At 61.7% G+C, this 17320-nt stretch carries 18 protein-coding genes; 6 read left to right on the forward strand and 12 right to left on the reverse strand.

The window, feature by feature from the left end; translation table 11 throughout:
- Positions 1 to 9: 9 nt before the first annotated feature.
- From AC04SF_RS02495 to AC04SF_RS02505, 3 genes are read right to left on the reverse strand one after another with little or no spacing between them, the layout of a single operon-like run.
- Complete coding sequence (locus AC04SF_RS02495) at positions 10 to 171, reverse strand: hypothetical protein (RefSeq protein ID WP_488476362.1); 162 nt, start codon at positions 169 to 171, stop codon at positions 10 to 12.
- Between the two features lie 23 nt (positions 172 to 194).
- Positions 195 to 572, reverse strand: a complete 378-nt coding sequence (locus AC04SF_RS02500) for a hypothetical protein (protein ID WP_019856864.1) — start codon at positions 570 to 572, stop codon at positions 195 to 197.
- A 12-nt stretch (positions 573 to 584) separates the two neighbouring features.
- Positions 585 to 872, reverse strand: a complete 288-nt coding sequence (locus tag AC04SF_RS02505) for a hypothetical protein (RefSeq protein ID WP_183457243.1) — start codon at positions 870 to 872, stop codon at positions 585 to 587.
- 286 nt (positions 873 to 1158) lie between these two features.
- Here AC04SF_RS02505 and AC04SF_RS02510 point away from each other — a divergent pair, with 286 nt between their 5' ends.
- The 4 genes from AC04SF_RS02510 to AC04SF_RS02525 are packed head-to-tail and all read left to right on the forward strand — an operon-like array spanning position 1159 to position 4942.
- A complete protein-coding gene (locus AC04SF_RS02510; RefSeq protein ID WP_488476363.1) occupies positions 1159 to 2292 on the forward strand; it encodes an aminomethyl transferase family protein in 1134 nt (377 codons plus the stop codon).
- 41 nt (positions 2293 to 2333) lie between these two features.
- Positions 2334 to 2930, forward strand: a complete 597-nt coding sequence (locus AC04SF_RS02515; protein ID WP_096455740.1) for a dimethylamine monooxygenase subunit DmmA family protein — start codon at positions 2334 to 2336, stop codon at positions 2928 to 2930.
- Positions 2927 to 3892, forward strand: coding sequence for a PDR/VanB family oxidoreductase (locus AC04SF_RS02520; protein ID WP_488476364.1), 966 nt, complete (start codon positions 2927 to 2929; stop codon positions 3890 to 3892). The genes AC04SF_RS02515 and AC04SF_RS02520 overlap by 4 nt, the downstream gene beginning before the upstream one ends.
- Before the next feature lie 9 nt (positions 3893 to 3901).
- Positions 3902 to 4942, forward strand: coding sequence for a heme-dependent oxidative N-demethylase family protein (locus AC04SF_RS02525; protein ID WP_488476365.1), 1041 nt, complete (start codon positions 3902 to 3904; stop codon positions 4940 to 4942).
- Between the two features lie 154 nt (positions 4943 to 5096).
- Here AC04SF_RS02525 and AC04SF_RS02530 read toward each other — a convergent pair whose 3' ends face one another.
- Positions 5097 to 5810 (reverse strand): helix-turn-helix domain-containing protein, encoded by a 714-nt coding sequence (locus AC04SF_RS02530; RefSeq protein ID WP_064983208.1) that lies wholly within the window; start codon positions 5808 to 5810, stop codon positions 5097 to 5099.
- Positions 5811 to 6071: 261 nt separating this feature from the next.
- Here AC04SF_RS02530 and AC04SF_RS02535 point away from each other — a divergent pair, with 261 nt between their 5' ends.
- Entirely contained in the window at positions 6072 to 7430 is a 1359-nt protein-coding gene (locus tag AC04SF_RS02535) for a trimethylamine monooxygenase (RefSeq protein WP_488476366.1), read from the forward strand.
- 19 nt (positions 7431 to 7449) lie between these two features.
- Here AC04SF_RS02535 and AC04SF_RS02540 read toward each other — a convergent pair whose 3' ends face one another.
- From AC04SF_RS02540 to AC04SF_RS02575, 8 genes are all read right to left on the reverse strand, one after another.
- Positions 7450 to 9429: an ABC transporter permease gene (locus tag AC04SF_RS02540; protein WP_488476367.1), complete on the reverse strand. Its 1980-nt coding sequence runs from the start codon at positions 9427 to 9429 to the stop codon at positions 7450 to 7452.
- A complete protein-coding gene (locus AC04SF_RS02545) occupies positions 9426 to 10505 on the reverse strand; it encodes a quaternary amine ABC transporter ATP-binding protein (RefSeq protein ID WP_488476368.1) in 1080 nt (359 codons plus the stop codon). Before AC04SF_RS02545 ends, AC04SF_RS02540 begins: the two co-directional genes overlap by 4 nt.
- Positions 10506 to 10582: 77 nt before the next feature.
- Positions 10583 to 11557 (reverse strand): ABC transporter substrate-binding protein, encoded by a 975-nt coding sequence (locus AC04SF_RS02550; protein ID WP_488476369.1) that lies wholly within the window; start codon positions 11555 to 11557, stop codon positions 10583 to 10585.
- Positions 11558 to 11583: 26 nt separating this feature from the next.
- A complete protein-coding gene (locus AC04SF_RS02555; RefSeq protein WP_488476370.1) occupies positions 11584 to 11739 on the reverse strand; it encodes a hypothetical protein in 156 nt (51 codons plus the stop codon).
- 277 nt (positions 11740 to 12016) lie between these two features.
- Positions 12017 to 12781, reverse strand: coding sequence for an SDR family oxidoreductase (locus tag AC04SF_RS02560; RefSeq protein ID WP_488476371.1), 765 nt, complete (start codon positions 12779 to 12781; stop codon positions 12017 to 12019).
- Between the two features lie 60 nt (positions 12782 to 12841).
- Complete coding sequence (locus AC04SF_RS02565) at positions 12842 to 13429, reverse strand: hypothetical protein (protein WP_488476372.1); 588 nt, start codon at positions 13427 to 13429, stop codon at positions 12842 to 12844.
- 96 nt (positions 13430 to 13525) lie between these two features.
- Entirely contained in the window at positions 13526 to 14395 is an 870-nt protein-coding gene (locus AC04SF_RS02570; protein ID WP_488476373.1) for a DUF427 domain-containing protein, read from the reverse strand.
- Between the two features lie 177 nt (positions 14396 to 14572).
- Complete coding sequence (locus AC04SF_RS02575; protein WP_488476374.1) at positions 14573 to 16228, reverse strand: ABC transporter substrate-binding protein; 1656 nt, start codon at positions 16226 to 16228, stop codon at positions 14573 to 14575.
- A 116-nt stretch (positions 16229 to 16344) separates the two neighbouring features.
- On the opposite strand from AC04SF_RS02575, the gene AC04SF_RS02580 reads away from it, so the two are divergent.
- Entirely contained in the window at positions 16345 to 17256 is a 912-nt protein-coding gene (locus AC04SF_RS02580; RefSeq protein ID WP_488476375.1) for a LysR family transcriptional regulator, read from the forward strand.
- Positions 17257 to 17320 lie beyond the last annotated feature (64 nt).

Below are 17320 nucleotides of genomic sequence, written 5' to 3' on the forward strand. Positions count from 1 at the left end.
AGTCCCCACTCAGATCCGGTGTTTTTCGGAAACGGCTTCAAGCTCGCCTTCGCGCGACGAGGTCAGAACGTCCTCGGAATAGGTCGTATCGACCTTGAACCAGTCGTAGAGCATCCACAAAGCGAGCACGGCCGAGATGCCCCAGCATGCGTAAGAGAGTGAAATCCACATGATCGTGTTCCCCGTCGAAACTCTTACTTGTCGTCGAACTTTTCGTTGATGACATCGCGATATTCGCGGTCGGATGCGCGGAACAGGAAGACGAAATAGCCGATCAGCACCGCGGCCATGATGATCAGCGTTGGCCAGTCGATGACATAGTGAAAGCGGTTCTGGATGACGTCATGCGCGGTCTCGGGCGTGTAGCCGAGCTTCTCCCAGATCGCGGCCATGGTCGGGTTCTGGCCAAGCGCTTCCCAGGTCTTGGCGTCGAGCGCGTCGATGGATTTGGCGGCTCCGGCAAGTCCGAGCTTCAGCGGCAGCCACAGTGCCACGAAAATGGCGACCACGACGACGACGATATCGAAAACCTGGCCGGCCTTGCTCTGCTCCGGCGGCGTATAGCGCGACATCTCTTGTACCCTTCAGGAGTTGCGGTTGCGGGATGCGTCGGCGTTCTTGATATCGAGGCCGTAGATGAAGTCCTTGTCTTCCTTGTAGTGCTTGACCATCGCCAGGATCGCGGCCGTGTTGAAGATCAGCACGGCGGCGGCGGCAATCGCGACGACGGCCTTGATGCCGCTGTCGGGAATGTACGGCCATGTCATGAAGAGGACGAAGAGGATCGTCGCCCACAGGCAGATGATCAGCAACGCGGATCCGCGCAAGTCGGAGCGATACAGCGCCTCGATGCGCTGCTGCAGGTCTGACATCGGTTTTTCCCCTTTTTTCCGGCGTCCGGTTCCGAATCCACCGCGCGCCGCTCTCTTTCAAGAGAGTGAAATTTTTTTCATAAATTCAGACCGTTTACCGCAATTGTCAAGACGAATTTACGCTGAGTTAACCGTTTACTCGAAGCGGTCAATTTTGCCTGACAATGAAATTATTTGCTTTCAGGGGATTGCGGCTACCCCGCGTTTGCGATCAATATTCAGCCCAAAGCTCCGGCCTCGCGCCAAGGAGCAGGGAACAATGGATTTTTGAACGGAGGACGAGCGGATGACGGCATCCTGGAGATTTTCGACCCTGGCGGATCGCCACCGCGCGCTGGGTTCGAAGCTCGAAGACTGGAGCGGCATGGGCACCGCCTGGACCTACGACAAGGACGCCGACGAAGAATACATCGCCATCCGCACCAAGGCCGGGCTGATGGATGTGTCGGGCCTGAAGAAGGTCCACATCACAGGGCCGCATGCCTCGCATCTCATCGACCTCGCCACCACGCGCGACGTGGAAAAGATCTACCCCGGCAAGTCAGCCTATGCCTGCATGCTGAACGAGGCGGGAAAATTCACCGACGACTGCATCCTCTACCGCACCGGCCCGAACAGCTGGATGGTCGTGCATGGCTCGGGCACCGGCCATGAGGAATTGCAGCGCGCCGCGATGGGCAGGGACGTCTCGCTGCGCTTCGACGACAATCTGCATGACCTGTCGCTGCAAGGGCCGACTTCAGTCGACTATCTCGCCAAGCATGTGCCGGGGATTCGCGACCTGAACTATTTCCATCACATGCAGACCCAGCTCTTCGGTTTCCCGGTGATGATCTCGCGCACCGGCTATACCGGCGAGCGCGGCTACGAGATCTTCTGCCGCGGTCAGGATGCCGGCACGATCTGGGACCGAATTCTCGACGAGGGCAAGAGCGCCGGCATCATTCCGTGTCGCTTCACCACGCTCGATATGCTGCGTGTCGAGAGCTATCTGCTGTTCTATCCCTACGACAATTCGCAAAAATATCCGTTCGACAATGAAGGCCCCGGCGACACGCTGTGGGAGCTCGGCCTCGACTTCACCGTCAGCCCCGGCAAGACCGGCTTCCGTGGCGCCGAAGAGCACTATCGGCTGAAGGGCAAGGAGCGCTTCAAGATTTTTGGCGTGCTGCTCGACGGCAAGGAGCCCGCCGACGAAGGCGCGCCGGTCTATCGCGACGGCAAAAAGGTCGGCGTGGTGACCTGCGCCATGTATTCGCCGCTGGTCAAGAAATCGATGGGCATCGCCCGCCTCGACGTCGACTGCGCGGTCAGGGACACCAAGCTCGAAATCCGCAACAAGGGCGGAGCGATCAAGGCGACGGCGCAGCCATTGCCGTTCGACGATCCCAAGAAGACCAAGCGCACGGCGAAAGGTTGAGGCATAATCAACAGCGAGGGGTTCGAGGCACGAAGACTTAAATGGCAGCCAAAAGCATCATCAGCCGGCCCGTCTACGGAACGCTCTCTCCGCAGCCCGGCAAACACCATCTTTTCATCGCCGATGCCGAAGGTGCGCTCGCTATTTTAGGCATGGCAGGCAAGGCTCCGCCGGGTTTTTTTGACGGCGCCGAAATCGTCTTCATCCCAGGCCCCGACGGCAAGCATGTCGCCGCCCTCGAGGCGCTGAAGCCGGCGCAATTCCATCAGGCGCCGTCCTTCGCCAGCCTGCTGCCAAGGCTGAAGCAGACACTGAGCAACGCCCATATGGGTTTGCGTCTCTACCTCGCCGGTACCGAAGGTCTGATCGGCCAGGCCATGCAGGTGGCGCTCGAGGCCGGCATCGATCACACCTCGATGCAGACTGAGCATCGCGGCTCGCTGGCGCGCCGCATGCAATGCGTGCACTGCAAGGGCATCACCGAGAACGTGACGACGCAGCCGGCCACCTGTTCGCATTGCGGCCTGCTGCTTCTGGTGCGCGATCACTATTCGCGGCGGCTGGCGGCTTTCCAGGGTGTCTGCATCAACGCCGAGGATCGCTCCGAGATTCCTCCAATCGAGGAGGCCTTCCCATGAGCACCGGCACCACGAAACTCGATGTCGTCGTCAGCGACGTCGTTCCGGTCAACGAGCTCGTCACCCGCTTCCATTTCCGCCGGCGCGACGGTGAGTTGCTGCCGACCTTTTCCGGCGGCGCCCATGTCGTGGTCGAGATGCGCGATGGCGAGCGCACAAGGCTCAATCCCTATTCGCTGATGGGTTCGCCGCTCGACACGCGCGAATACACGATCTCGGTGCGCCGCGACGATGTCGGGCGCGGCGGCTCGCTGTTCATGCACCGGTCCGTTAAGCCGGGCCTGGAGATGGTGATCAGCTATCCCGTCAATTTGTTCTCGCTCGATCTCAGGGCGAAAAAGCACCTGATGCTGGCCGGGGGCATCGGCATCACGCCCTTCATGGCGCAGACCGCGCAGCTGGCCGGGGAGGGCGGCAATTTCGAACTGCACTACACCTGCCGCACGGCGTCGCTCGGCACCTATGCCGACGTGCTGCGGGAGCGTTACGACAGGCGCATCAGGCTCTATCATGACGACCTGGACGAGCGCATCGACCTCGACCGGTTGCTGTCGACGCAGCCGCTCGGCACGCATCTCTATGTCTGCGGCCCCGCCGGCATGATCAACTGGGTGCGCGACCGCGCGGCCGCCTTGGGCTGGCCCTCGGAAGCCGTGCATTTCGAGCATTTCGCGGCACCCCAGCCGGGAGTGCCTTTCGACGTAACGCTTGCCGTCACCGGCAAGACGATCAGGGTGGACGAGCAGCAGAGCCTGCTGGAAGCCATCGAAGCGGCGGGCGTCGATCCACCCTATCTCTGCCGCGGCGGCGTCTGCGGCCAATGCGAGACCAACGTCATCTCTTACGATGGCAAGTTCATCCACAACGACCACTGGCTGAGCGAGGAAGACCATCGCTCCGGCTGCAAGATCATGCCGTGCGTCTCGCGCTTCGAGGGCCGGTCGCTGGTGCTGGAGCGGTAGGACAAAATCATGGGTATCACCTTTCGCAAGGAAACGTTCCGCGACGATTTCACCTTCAAGAACAGCCCGGAGCACATCAGGCGGTTCCCATTCCCGTTCCATGAAGACGCCTACATGTATGCGGTCAACATCGAGCCGCATGTCGTCGGCCCGAAAGGCAGCGTGCTGGAAAATCTGATCGACGTCGACGAGCACTATGTCGCCGAGATGCAGGACCGTGCTTTGGTGCTGGCCGAGGATCCGCTGCGCTGCCAGTCGCTGCCGCATATGACGCTTGCCGGTTGGGACCTGCTCGAGCTTTTGATGGAGCAGCAGGCGCTGGGCTATCCCGAGCATTTCACGCTGGCGCGTGACGGCGACCGCTGGCGCTGGATCAATCGGCCGCTGGGCATCGATGACACCTTCACCTTCGGCGACACCTCGACGCTGCCTTACGGCCCCATGGAATACATCACCCGCCAGAGCCAGGGCGATTTCTGCATCCTCGACCAGCGCGACGGCAATCTGTGGATGGATGCCGGCATGGTCACCACGCAGGCCGACTGGTCGCTCGATTTCGATATCGGCATGAACTTTTTCGAGTGGCACGCGCCGGTGCCGCTGGCGCATGAGAAGGGCATTTTCACCAGGGCGCTGAAGTTCCTCACCAACATCCAGCAGGGCAAACCGGCGCGGCGCCTCAACTGGACGATGACCATCAATCCGCGCCTCGATACCAGCCCGGAAAATTACCACAAATGGGGACCGGACCGCACCACGGTGACGCCGGAGAATGTCGGTGACAAGGTGCATCTGCGCGTCGAGTTGCAGAGCTTCTGGCGGCTGCCGCGCTCGAACGGCATCGTCTTCCCGATCCGCTGCTATCTGATCAAGATGGACGAGCTGGTAACGCAGCCGAAATGGGCGCGCCGCCTTCACCGCGTCATCCGCGACCTGCCGGAAGAGCTCGCCACCTACAAGGGCCTGACACGGTATCGGCCGACCTTGGTGGAGTGGCTGTCGAAGCTGGATGATGGCAGCCCAACTTCACCCGGTTTCGGGCCGGACTAAGGTGTCCAGACTAAGGTGTATTGATATTCAGGTCAGGCCGAGTCGAAAATGGTGGCTTCCGAGAACCGGAGCGGAGCGTACTTTTCGTACGTGAGCACCGGAAGCGCAGGAAGCCGCCATTTGCAGGCCGGCCTCACCTGGATTGCAATACACCTTACCCAGCGCTGTTCTGCGGATAGCAAATAATCGACAGATACCGCATCGGCAGTTTCGTCAGCTGCTCCGGTCCGTGCGGCGCGTCGGCGTCGAAGAACAGGCTGTCGCCAGGCTTCATCGGGTAGAGATTGCTGCCGTGCCGGTAAACGACTTCGCCCTCCAGCATGTAGAGGAACTCCATGCCCTCGTGCTGGAAGGTCGGAAACACATCGGAGTCTTCGGTCAGCGTGATCAGATAGGGTTCGACGACGACGCCGCTGGTGTTCGAGCCGATATGGCCGAGCAGATTGTACTGGTGGCCGGCGCGCGTGCCGCGGCGCTCGACGTCGAGACCTTCGCCGGCCTTGACGAAGACAGCACTTCGCTCCTCCTCGAAGCGGCGGAAGAAGGCGGTGACGGGGACGCCGAGCGCCCGCGACAGCGCCTGCAAAGTGGTCAGCGACGGCGAGGTGATGCCGTTCTCGATCTTAGACAGCATGCCCAGCGAAATGTCGGTGGCGACGGCGAGGTCGGCGACGGTGATGCCGAGCTTCTTGCGGAACGCCCGCACCTCGCGGCCGATCGCCACCTCCAGCACCTTCTCGCGTGTATCACGGATGGCGTGCGGGTTCTGTGTCAGCGGTGCGCGGATGGTCTTACCGTCCGCCGAAACCTTTGGCTGGGGCTTCGGCTTGGCGCCGGCAAGCCCGGCCTTGGAACTGTCTTTCGCCATGTCGCCCCCGGATTTCGCGGATTTATTTCACTCAAGGTGAACATCAGAGGTGGCGATACAGCAGCGCGGCGGTGTCGGCAAGCGTCTTAAGTCCCACGCGCCGATCCCATCGTTTCTGTCAGCGAAGGTTTTTCGCCAGGATTCCGTCGCGCGCAAACGCCGTTCCCGCAGATGTCTGTTGACAGCACCGAAGGGCCAATTAGTGTCACTGTCAGTGAAATTTGTTTCGCTGGGGAAATCAAAAATGAGGAGGCCCTGCAAATGAAAACTCGTGTTGCCGTCATCGGCGCCGGACCGTCCGGCCTGGCGCAGCTCAGGGCCTTCAAGTCGGCTGAAGACAAGGGCGCCGATATCCCCGAAATCGTCTGCTTCGAAAAGCAGTCGGACTGGGGCGGCCTGTGGAATTACACTTGGCGCACCGGCCTGGACGAGCATGGCGATCCCGTTCACGGCTCGATGTACCGATACCTCTGGTCGAATGGACCGAAGGAATGCCTGGAATTCGCCGACTATACTTTCGAGGAGCATTTCGGCCGGCCGATAGGCTCCTATCCGCCGCGCGCCGTGCTTTGGGATTACATCAAGGGCCGCGTCGAAAAATCGGGCCTGCGCAAATGGGTGCGTTTCAACAGCCCGGTGCGCATGGTCACCTTCTCGGACGAAACGAAGAAATTCACAGTCACCGCGCATGACCGGACCAACGACGTCACCTATTCCGAAGAGTTCGACAATGTCGTCGTCGCTTCCGGGCATTTTTCGGTGCCCAACGTTCCCTATTTCGAAGGGTTTTCGACCTTCAACGGCCGCATCCTGCACAGCCATGATTTCCGCGACGCGATGGAATTCAAGGGCAAGGATATCCTGATCATCGGCCGTTCCTATTCGGCCGAGGATATCGGCTCGCAGTGCTACAAATACGGCGCCAAGTCGATCACCTCCAGTTACCGCTCGAAGCCGATGGGCTTCAAATGGCCGGAGAATTGGAAAGAGGTGCCGCTCTTGCAGAAGGTCGTCGGCAAGACCGCGCACTTCAAGGACGGCACCACCAAGGATGTCGACGCCATCATCCTGTGCACAGGCTATCTCCATTCCTTCCCCTTCCTCACCGACGACCTCAAGCTCAAGACCGCCAACCGCATGTGGCCGCTCGACCTCTATGAAGGCGTCGTCTGGGAGAAGAACCCAAAACTGTCCTATATCGGCATGCAGGACCAGTTCTACACTTTCAACATGTTCGACGCGCAGGCTTGGTTTGCCCGCGACGTCATCATGGGCCGCATCAAGCTGCCCTCAGCCAAGGCGATGGCCGAGCACAGCGCCAAATGGCGCGCCCGCGAGGAAACGCTGGAAGACGCCGAACAGATGATCTGGTTCCAGGGCGACTACACCAAGGAACTGATGGACCAGACCGACTATCCCGGTTTCGACGTCGAGGCGGTCAACCAGACCTTCATGGAATGGGAGCACCACAAGGCGGAAGACATTATGAGTTTTCGCGATCACGCTTACCGCTCGCTGATGACCGGCACCATGGCGCCGCTGCACCATACGCCCTGGCTGCAGGCGCTTGATGATTCCATGGAGAGCTATCTCGAGGTGAAGGGCGTCGCGGCGGAATAGCCGCGGCGCATCGTCCTGCCTATCCCAGCCTGGCCCGCGCCTTCGCAGTCCAGGCGTTGAACAGCCGGTCAGCGACGATGCCGATAAAGGCGATGGCTAGGCCGGCAACGATGCCGCGGCCGGAATCGGCCTTGGACAGTGCGATGAACACTTCCTGGCCGAGGTCGCGTGTGCCGACCATGGCGCAGATGATGATCATCGCCAGCGCCATCAGGATGGTCTGGTTGACGCCGAGCATGATTTCGGGAAGCGCCAGCGGCAATTGCACGCGAAAGAAGGTCTGGCGCGGCGTGCAGCCTGACACTTTGGCTGCCTCGATAAGCGCCGGCGGCACCTGACGGATGCCGTGATTGGTGTAGCGGATCGCCGGCACCACGGCGAAGGCGACGGTCGCGATCATGGCGGTGACGTCGCCGACCCGAAATAGCATCACCACCGGGATGATGAAGCAGAAGGACGGCAGAACCTGCAGCGTGTCGATGATCGGGGTGACGATCTTCTCGAAATGGTCGCTGCGCGCCGCCATCAGCCCGATCGGGATGCCGATCAGGCAGGCGATGAAGGCCGATATACCGCAGAGATAGACCGTCGCCATGGTCTTTTCCCAGAGCCCGGTGATGGCGCAGAAAGCGGTCAGCGCGGCGACCAGCGCCGCGAGGCGGAGGCCCGAAAGCTGATAGCCGGCAAGGCCGAGCAGGAACACCGCGCCCAGCCACGGAAAGCCTTCGCAGAAGGCGCGCACCGGGTTGAGCGCATTGAGGATCAGCGCCACGCGAAAGGCTTCGATCGCATCGAAGAAGTTGATCGTCACCCAGTTCACCGCCGCCTTCCACAGCGGCGCGGTGGTGAAGGTGACAGCCTTGGGCACCACCGCGAAGGCCGGCACGAACAGGCCGAGCAGCGTGGTGACGGCAAGAATGGTGATGGCCAGCGTCAGATTGGGATAGCGCCGCCAGAAGCTCGGGGCGACCGCCTGATGGACATGGCCCTTTGCCTGCTTGTGCGCGATGGCCTGGCTCAGCCGGTCGAGTGCGATGGCCAGCGCCACGATGGCGAGACCGGCTTCCATGGCTTCGCCGACCTTCAGCGCGCGCAGTGCCAGAAGCACGTCGTAGCCGAGGCCGCCGGCGCCGATCATCGAGGCGATGATCACCATGTTCAGCGCCAGCATAATCACCTGGTTGACGCCGACCATCAGCGTTGGCCGCGCCGAGGGCAGCAGCACCCGCCACAGTTTCTGCCGCGCCGTGCAGCCGGCCATGTCGCTGAATTCGCCGATCTCCAGCGGCACGCGCGACAGCCCGAGCATCGTCGCCCGCACCATCGGCGGCGTGGCGAAAATGGCGGTGGCGATCATCGCCGACACCGGACTATTGCCGAACAGGAGCAGCATCGGGATGAGATAGGCGAAGGTCGGGATCGTCTGCATCAGGTCGAGGGCAGGGGAGACGATAAGTCTCTCCGCCCACGGCTTGCGCCATGCCCAGATGCCGGCGAACAGACCGGTGACGATGCAGAACGGCACCGCGATGGAGATCAGCGCCAGCGTCAGCATGGCGCTGGTCCATTGGCCGAACAGCGCGATGTAGAGGAAGCAACCGCCGACCAGCAGGCTGAGTTTGCGACCGCCGACAGCATGGCCGGCGAGGAAAGCGACAGCGCACACCCCGACCCAGGACAGGCGGGGCAGGACATAGGCGTCCGCGCCGTGACCGATCTTGAAATTCTTGGCCAGAAGATTGAGCGCGAAGTCGAGCGGCACGCCGAGCACCGCGGTGATCGAGCGCGTCAGCCACGACAGGTTCGATTTGATCCAGCCCATCAGCGCACTGACCCAGTCGGCGACCGGGACGACGGCGCTCGCCGGATAGTCGACAGCCCAAGGGACGCTGTCTTGGAGCAGGAACACCATGAGCACAGCGGCAAGGGCGAGCGCCCAGACAAGCAGCCATCGCTGAAGCGGGGGCCTCGGCTCGCTGGCGCTTGCCGTCACCGTCATGCGCGGGCTCCGGAACGGTCGATACCGGCCAGCAGGTCGATCACCGCTTGCGGCGTCACTTCGCCGATCGGCTTGCCGGTGCCGTTGACCACCGCGAAAGGCTTGCCGGCGGAAACGATGCTGGCCGAGAAGCTGGCGATCTTGGCTTCCGGCGTCACCGTCCCGCCATGCTCGGCGCCATCGCAGGCACGCATCAGGCTTCGTGCCGAGATCACCTTGGCGCGGTCGACGTCGCGGGTGAATTCGGCGACATAGTCGGTCGCCGGATTGACCACCAGCTGTTCCGGCGTGCCGATCTGGATGACCTCGCCGTCCTTCATGATAGCGATGCGGTCGGCGAGCCGGATCGCCTCGTCGAAATCATGGGTGATGAAGACGATGGTCTTGTGCAGCATGGTCTGCAGCCGCATCAATTCGTCCTGCATCTCGCGGCGGATCAGCGGATCGAGTGCGGAGAACGGCTCGTCGAGGAACCAGATTTCCGGTTTGGTCGCGAGGCTGCGGGCGATGCCGACACGCTGCTGCTGGCCGCCGGAAAGCTCGCGCGGATAGAAATGCTCGCGGCCACGCAGGCCGACGAGTTCAATGACCTCACGGGCGCGTGCCTCGCGCGATGCCCGGTCCTGTCCCTGGATGCTCAGCGGAAAGGCGATGTTGTCCAGCACGTTGAGATGCGGCAGCAGCGCGAAATTCTGGAACACCATGCCCATGCGATGGCGCCTGAGTTCGATCAGTGCCACGTCGGATATCTTGAGCAGGTCCTTGCCTTCGAACTCGACCTTGCCGTGGCTCGGCTCGACCAGCCTCGACATGCAGCGCACCAGCGTCGATTTGCCGGAGCCGGACAGGCCCATGATGATGAAGATCTCGCTTTGGCGGATTTCGAGGTCGACCGCGCGCACGGCGCCGACCAGCCCGGCAGCGGTGACATCGGCCATGCTGGCCTTGCCGTCGCGCTCGCGGATAAAATTGGCCGCGTTCGCCCCGAACAGCTTCCACACATTGCGGCAGGCAAGCTTTATCGGGCGGTCGTCCGTGCCTGGCTGCATCGCCCCTAGTCTAGTCCCGTCCGTCATCCAGTCGTCCTTCTGGAACATCAAGATTTGAGACCCGGCCGATCAGCGGCCGGGTCTCGCGTTTCCAGTCGGAACGATCACTGCGCCCAGGCTTTCCAGTCGGCCTCGTGGGCGGCGATCCAGGCGGCGGCGACATCTTCCGGCTTCTTGCCGTCAAGGTCGATCTCGCCGCTCATCTTGTTGAGCTCGTCGGTATCGATCGTGAAGGCCTTCGCCACCTTGTAGGCAACCGGCCATTTGTCCTTCATGCCGCTCCAGGAGTATTTCCAGATCTCGCCATGCGGCTTGCCGCAATCGTATTTGGCGTCCGGATTCACGCCCCATTTCGGGTCGTTGTAGCATTCGGGCGTGTATTCGGGGAATTGCACCCACTCGCCCTTGTACTTCGCTGGCGCCCAATGCGGCGAATAGATCCACAGCATGATCGGCGCCTTGCGCTGATAGGCGGAGTCGAGTTCGGCGAACATCGCCGCGTCGGTGCCGGCATGAATCACGGTGAAGGGCAGTTTCAGCGCCGCGACACGCTCATCGTCAAAACCTTCCCAGGTCACCGGGCCACCGAGGTAACGACCCTTCGGTGCCGTCTCCGCAGTCGAGAACGATGCTGCGCACGTTGGATCGAGCAGCGCATGCCAGTCGGGCAAGGTCGGGCATTTCTCCTTCATGTATTCGGGAAACCACCACTCTTCCTTGGCCTTCGGGCCGAGCTTGCCGAGCCGTTCGGTCTGGCCGGTGGCATCGGAGGCTTTCATGGCTTCGCCGGCGGTGGTGTCCCAGAATTCCAGGCCGACATCGAGGTCGCCATTGGTCAGGCCGGTTGTGAGGCTGGAGAGGTAGTCGGCGGTCGGATATTCGACGGTGTAGCCGAGCTTTTCCAGGATGCCGCCGAGGATCTTGGCGTTGAGGTTGACGCTGGTCCAGTCGAACAGCGCGATCTTGATCGGATCGTTGGATTCCGGTGCGGCGGCTTGGGCGGAAGGTGTCAGCAGGCTTAGCGTCGCGAGCGCGACGGCACTCATCGATAATTTCGAGATATAGCTGCGAAATGACATGCTTGTTCTCCTTCAAGCTGTGGCGGTTATTGCTCGTTCCCTTCTTGCGTCTTTTTATGATTGTGGTGGAAAGACTGGTCGTTACGCAAGGCCGTTGCCGCCACGTCGCGGCTGAAGCCGGCGCAGGCGAAATGATGCTGAATTTCGGTGATGATGGAGTATGCCGGAAGGGTCAGCGTCATGGCTGCCGATGCATCGCTGCTGGAGCGATCAACCGCGGATCAATTGCCAGTCTTGCGGCGCCCTGCAAGGTGCAAGCCATCAAGGTCCCATGATCCAGAGCATTTCCAGAGGAATTGCTGAAGGCTGTTGGCCTGGCAAGCCCCGTCTCGCCAAGCCGTTTCATAGGATGAAATTATATATACCAACGTTCATCTCACGCAACGACTAACGCTTTGCGGATGCACAAATTCAGACTGCAGGCGAAGTCGACTCCGACACGCAGCCGTTCAAATCTTCCTACCAGCAGACGTAGCCGCCATCGACGATCAGGTCGAGGCCGGTGACGAAGCTCGACGCGCGGCTGGCCAGGAACACCGTCGGCCCGACCATCTCCTCCGGCGCGGCCATACGCCCCATCGGCGTGTCGCGCTTGAAGATCTTGATCTCCTCCGCCACCTCGGGCCGCTTGTTCATCGGCGTCAGCGTGTAGCCCGGGCTGACGACATTGACGCGCAGTCCGCGATCAGCCCACTCCATGGCCAGGCTCTTCGACATGTGGATCACGGCGGCTTTAGACGAATTGTAATGCGCCTGCGTCAGCCCGCGGTTGACAATGGTGCCGGACATCGAGGCGATGTTGATGACCGAGCCCTTGCGCCGCGCCAGCATCTTACGGGCTTCGGCCTGGCAGGACAGGAACACGCCGGCGACGTTGACCTCGTGCACCTTCTGCCATGTCTCAAGCGACATCGTCTCGGCCGGCACTGAGCCGGCGATGCCGGCATTGTTGACGGCGACGGTCAGTGCACCAAGTTCAGCCTCGACGCGATCGATTGCCGCCGCGAGATCGCTTTCGGATGTCACCGTGCCGGTCAGCACCAGCGCCTTGCGGCCAAGTGCGGAGATTTGGTGAGCGGTTTCTTCCAACCCGCCCTTCGATGCGTGGCCGAAACAGGCGACGTCGGCACCCGCCTCGGCCAGTCCGATCGCGATTGCCTGGCCAATGCCGCTGCCGGCGCCGGTGACCAGCGCGACATCGCCGTCCAGCTTGAAAAGATCCATCGATAGCCCCCCCTGATTCAGGGGAGGGTATGCGCTGCATGGGCAATTCGATCAACCTCTTCAGAGATCGCAAGCCTTGGGGCGCTTGTCCGAGGACCAGTCCTTGAGCGGCACCGGCCTGAATTTGCCCTTGATCGGCTTGCCGTCCTCGAGGTCCTTGGAGACAGTCCCCTTGCCGGCGAGATAGTTGATGTCGCAGCCACCCACCGTCGTCTTGACGCCATCCGATGTCTGTTGGTTCCAGTCCCAACTGCGGCTGTAGCCGCCGACCAGGAACTGGCCCCGGCGGTAGACGATCGTCAGCGTGTCTTCTGTCGACTTGCTGGCGCCGCAGCCGAAGCAGGACGTCACGGTCAGCGATCCCTTGCCTTTGCTTTCAAGGTCGATGACCCGGTCTTCGGTCAGCCCCTTCCTTACGATATCGGGCCGGCGCGAGGGATCGAGCTTCTCCTCGCCGGCTGCCAGGTAAATATACAGGTCGGCCGGCCCGCCGGGCTCCTGCATCACTCTCGCCTGATCCATCTTGCCGTCCTGGTCTATATCGAGCTTGAGCTCGAACGCCGGACCGTTTTCGGCAACCGCCGGCACCGGCAAAGCGGCCAGGGTGACAAGCCAGGGAAGGGCCGCATGATGAAATGCCGTCTTCATGAGCAATCGTCCGCCGCGAAGGCGCAGCCTAGCACTGGCCCTGGCGAACGAAAACTCGAGCTCTGGATGACTTCGAACGCAGTCAGCCAGTGCAGTTCAGAAGTAGCCGCTGGACGCGGCCGTGAATTCCTTCGGGATCTCGACACCGTCGACCAGGATCTTGTCGACCAGTTCGTGGTGGAAGCAGACCAGGCCCTTGATGCGCTCGGCCTCGTGCACCGGCTCGGGATAGTACCAGACGAGGTTCTCGTGCCGCTTCTTGGGCGTGGTCACGTGATAGTAGCTGGAGATGCCCTTATAGGGGCAGCGCGAAATGTAGCGGCTGGGCGCGAACATATCGAGCCGCGTGTCGGAAATCGGCAGGTAGTGGCGCACGGGATGGCCGGTCTCGAAGAGGAACACGCCACGGCGTGAATCGGCGACCTGCTCGCCGTCGAGGATGACCTGCACCCGCCGCGAGGACGGCAGGCAGTCGACCCGGCGGAACGGATCGCGGGCGTGGACGAAGATTTCCTCGTCTTCCTCGTACCAATGCGTCATCTTCGGCCAATAGAAGGACATGTAGTCCGACAGGTCAGGCGATCCCTTGACCGGATCGGCATAGCGCCAGGCGGCATCCTCGACCAGCGTGATGCCGGTGTTCAGCGAATAGTGGGTGGCGACTCCCTTGAACGGGCTCTCGGTCGTCGTCGTGCTGGGCAGCAGGAACTCCTCGCGCACGTCGCTCATCGGGAAGTAATAGACCGGCAGATGGTCGCTCTCGTAGAGCACCAGCGCCTTGGCCGTGTCGGCGACGATCATCGATCCCACCTGCACGCGCAGCCGCTTCTGCATCGGCATGGTGAAGGCGACATAGCCCGGCTCGAAATCGTACTGGACGATATTGTCGAGCAGGGGGAAATGCGGCCCGCGGCCGCGCAAATGAGGCTTGCGAATGGTAGTCTCCCGTTTCTTTTCTTTTGTCATCGAGCGTTGGCGCAAGGTGTGATGAACCTGGATTGAGCTATGGTGCCGGAGAGGGTTTCCGGACGGTGGGTTTCCCCCTGCATCGAGCGGCTCGAACGATGGCCCCCCATCGCTCTTCACAGCCCTGCCAGCGAATAGCCTCACCGCCCGAAAAGCGGAATTGTCCAATCCTAGCCTCTATCCCAGCGACACACGATCGAGCAGCAGTCCGGCGGCGATCGGCGGCAGGCCGCTGACATTCTTGCGCACCGGCACCAGCAGATCCGGGAAGTAGCTGAAAATGACAGGTGTCTCGTCGAGCAGCAGCTTCTGGATGTCGGAAGCCGCCGCGCGCTGTGCGCCGATATCGAGTGCCTTGAGGTATGAGGTGACCATGCCGTCATAGGCCGGGTTTTTGAAATGCGCGGCATTCCACGGCCCGTCGCTGACCAATGGGCTTTTCAGGAAGACATTCGGCACGCTGCGGTGCGCGTAGTCGGTGATCCCCAACGGGCTGTCCAGCCAATCCGACTGGCCGAACACCGCCTTGCCATAATATTTGTCCTGGTCCTCGATGTTGAGCGAGATGCGGGCGCCGATTTCCTTGGCGAAATTCTGGAACAGCTGCGCATAGCCTGGAATGTCGGAATAGCGCAGCGTCGTCAGCGTGATGTCGAACCCGCTGGCGAGGCCTGCCGCCTCGAGCAGCTGCTTGGCCTTGGCGATGTCCTGGACGCGTTGCGGCACCGACTTGTCGGTAGCGGGAAAGGCCGGCGCGAACGGGCTATCATTGCCTGTCGCCGCCATACCGCGGCACAGGCCATCGACCAGCTTGGAGCGGTCGATGCTGAGCGCCAGTGCCTGGCGCACGCGCTTGTCGGTGAACGGGCCGGTGTCGCAGCGCATGTGGAGCTGGCGATGCGCGGTCGAGGCGACGCGCAACACCGTGATGTCGGGGCTGTTCAGCACCACCTGGCTGACATCGAGCGGCACGGCGTCGAGGACGTCGACCTCGCCGGCCTGCAGCGCCAGGATGCGCGGCTGCACGTCGCCGTAGAATTTGAATTCGAGCCTGTCGGGCAGCGCCTTCTCGCCCCAATAGTCCTCATTGCGCACGAAGGTCGCACCAACCTTCGGCGTGTAGCTCTCCAGCCGGAATGGGCCGGTGCCTTCAAAGGTCTTTTCGTAATCGCCCTTGTAACTCGCCGGCAGGATGACGGCGTTGTAATTGTCGATCGACACTGAATAGGGAAAGCTGCCGTTCGGCGCATCGAGATGGAAGGCGACGGTGTGGTCGTCGACCTTCTGCGTGCCGCCCTTCGACAGCAGGCCCTTGAACACCGAAAGCGCGTTCGAGGCACCGTTGGGATCGGCCAGGCGATCGAAGGTCGCGACGACGTCGTCGGCTTTGAAATCCTCACCATTGTGGAATTTCACGCCCTTGCGCAGCTTGAAGGTCCAGACGCTGCCATCCACGTTTGGTGACCAACTTTCCGCCAGCACCGGCTTCAAGGTGAGATCCGGCTGGGTGATGCAGAGAAATTCGGCGGTCTGGAAAACCAGTTGGTAGCTGCCGCTGTCATAGTAGGTGACGGGGTCGATGGCACCGCCCGGCGTGGCAACGCCGGCGCGCACCGTGCCGCCCGGCTTGCCCTCGGCACGGGCCTTCTGCGTGCCGAGACCGGCGGCGGCGACAAGGCTGCCCAGGAACGGCAGGGAAAGGCCGAGAACGCTGCCATGGCGCAGGAAATCGCGGCGGTCGAGCCGGCCGGCCAGCAATTCGTCGACAGCGGAATTTTCGATTGCCGTCAGATTTTTGCGAGCGGTATCGATCGTCATGAAAGGCCTTGGCATGGCTGCATTCCTCGCTTGCCCTTGGGGGATCGGCCATTTAGGTCATTGTTGATCGCGACCGGAAAGCGATATTTTTTGATAGGGTCCATCGAAATTTTCGATGCGAGGGTGTGAGCATGGATACCGAGAACCTGCGCAGTTTCCTGGAGGTTGCCGAGCATGGCAGCTTCACTGTCGCGGCAGGCCGGCTCAACCTTGCGCAATCCACCGTCAGCGCGCGGATCAGGGGGCTGGAGGAGCAATTGGGTCGCCGGCTTTTCGTGCGCGACCGCGACGGCGTCACGCTGACGCCGGCCGGCCGGCAGTTCCTGCCGCATGCCTCCTCCATCACCCGCACCTGGGAGCAATCGCGGCAGGACATCGCCGTTCCCGATGGCTATGAGAGCCTGCTGCGGCTGACCGCTCCCGCCTATCTGTGGGAGCGCATCACCTCGCCATGGGTCGAGTGGATGCGCTCCAAGCGGCCGAACGTGGCGCTGCGGCTCGAAGGCAGTTTTCCGGATCTGGCGATTGATCAGCTGGCGGAAGGCCTGCTCGACATCTGCATCCTCTATCTGCCGCGCCCGCACCCCGGCATCGTCTATGAGACGCTGGCTGTCGATCAGGTCGTGCTCGTCCAGCATGCCGAGCAGACCAAGCCCTGGACCGAAAACTACATTCTGATGGATTGGGGGCTCGAATTCCGTATCGAGCACGACCGCGCCTTTGCCGGTATGGTCAAACCGGCCATTTCAGCCGGGCTGGTCTTTATCGGCCTGCAGCATGTGCTGTCACAGCAGGCTGCCGCCTATCTGCCGCTCAGCGCCGTCAGCAGCCATATCGAACGTGGCGAGATACGGCGCATCGACGACGCCCCGGTGTTCCAGCGGCCGATCTATCTTGCCTATCCGTCGAATCCCGTCTCGTCCGACGTGCTCGACGTCGCGCTGACAGGCTTGCGCTCGCTGGCCAAGGACTGGACCAGCGAACAGGGTTTTTCGGAAGGCGACCGCTCCTTAGAGCAGTTCACCATTTCACGGAAACGGTGAACTGCTCTAAGTCATTGTTTTGACGCAATTCCGGACGGAAAACCGTTCACACTTTTCCTAGAAT

The organism is Mesorhizobium sp. CNPSo 4671, from assembly GCF_057784245.1.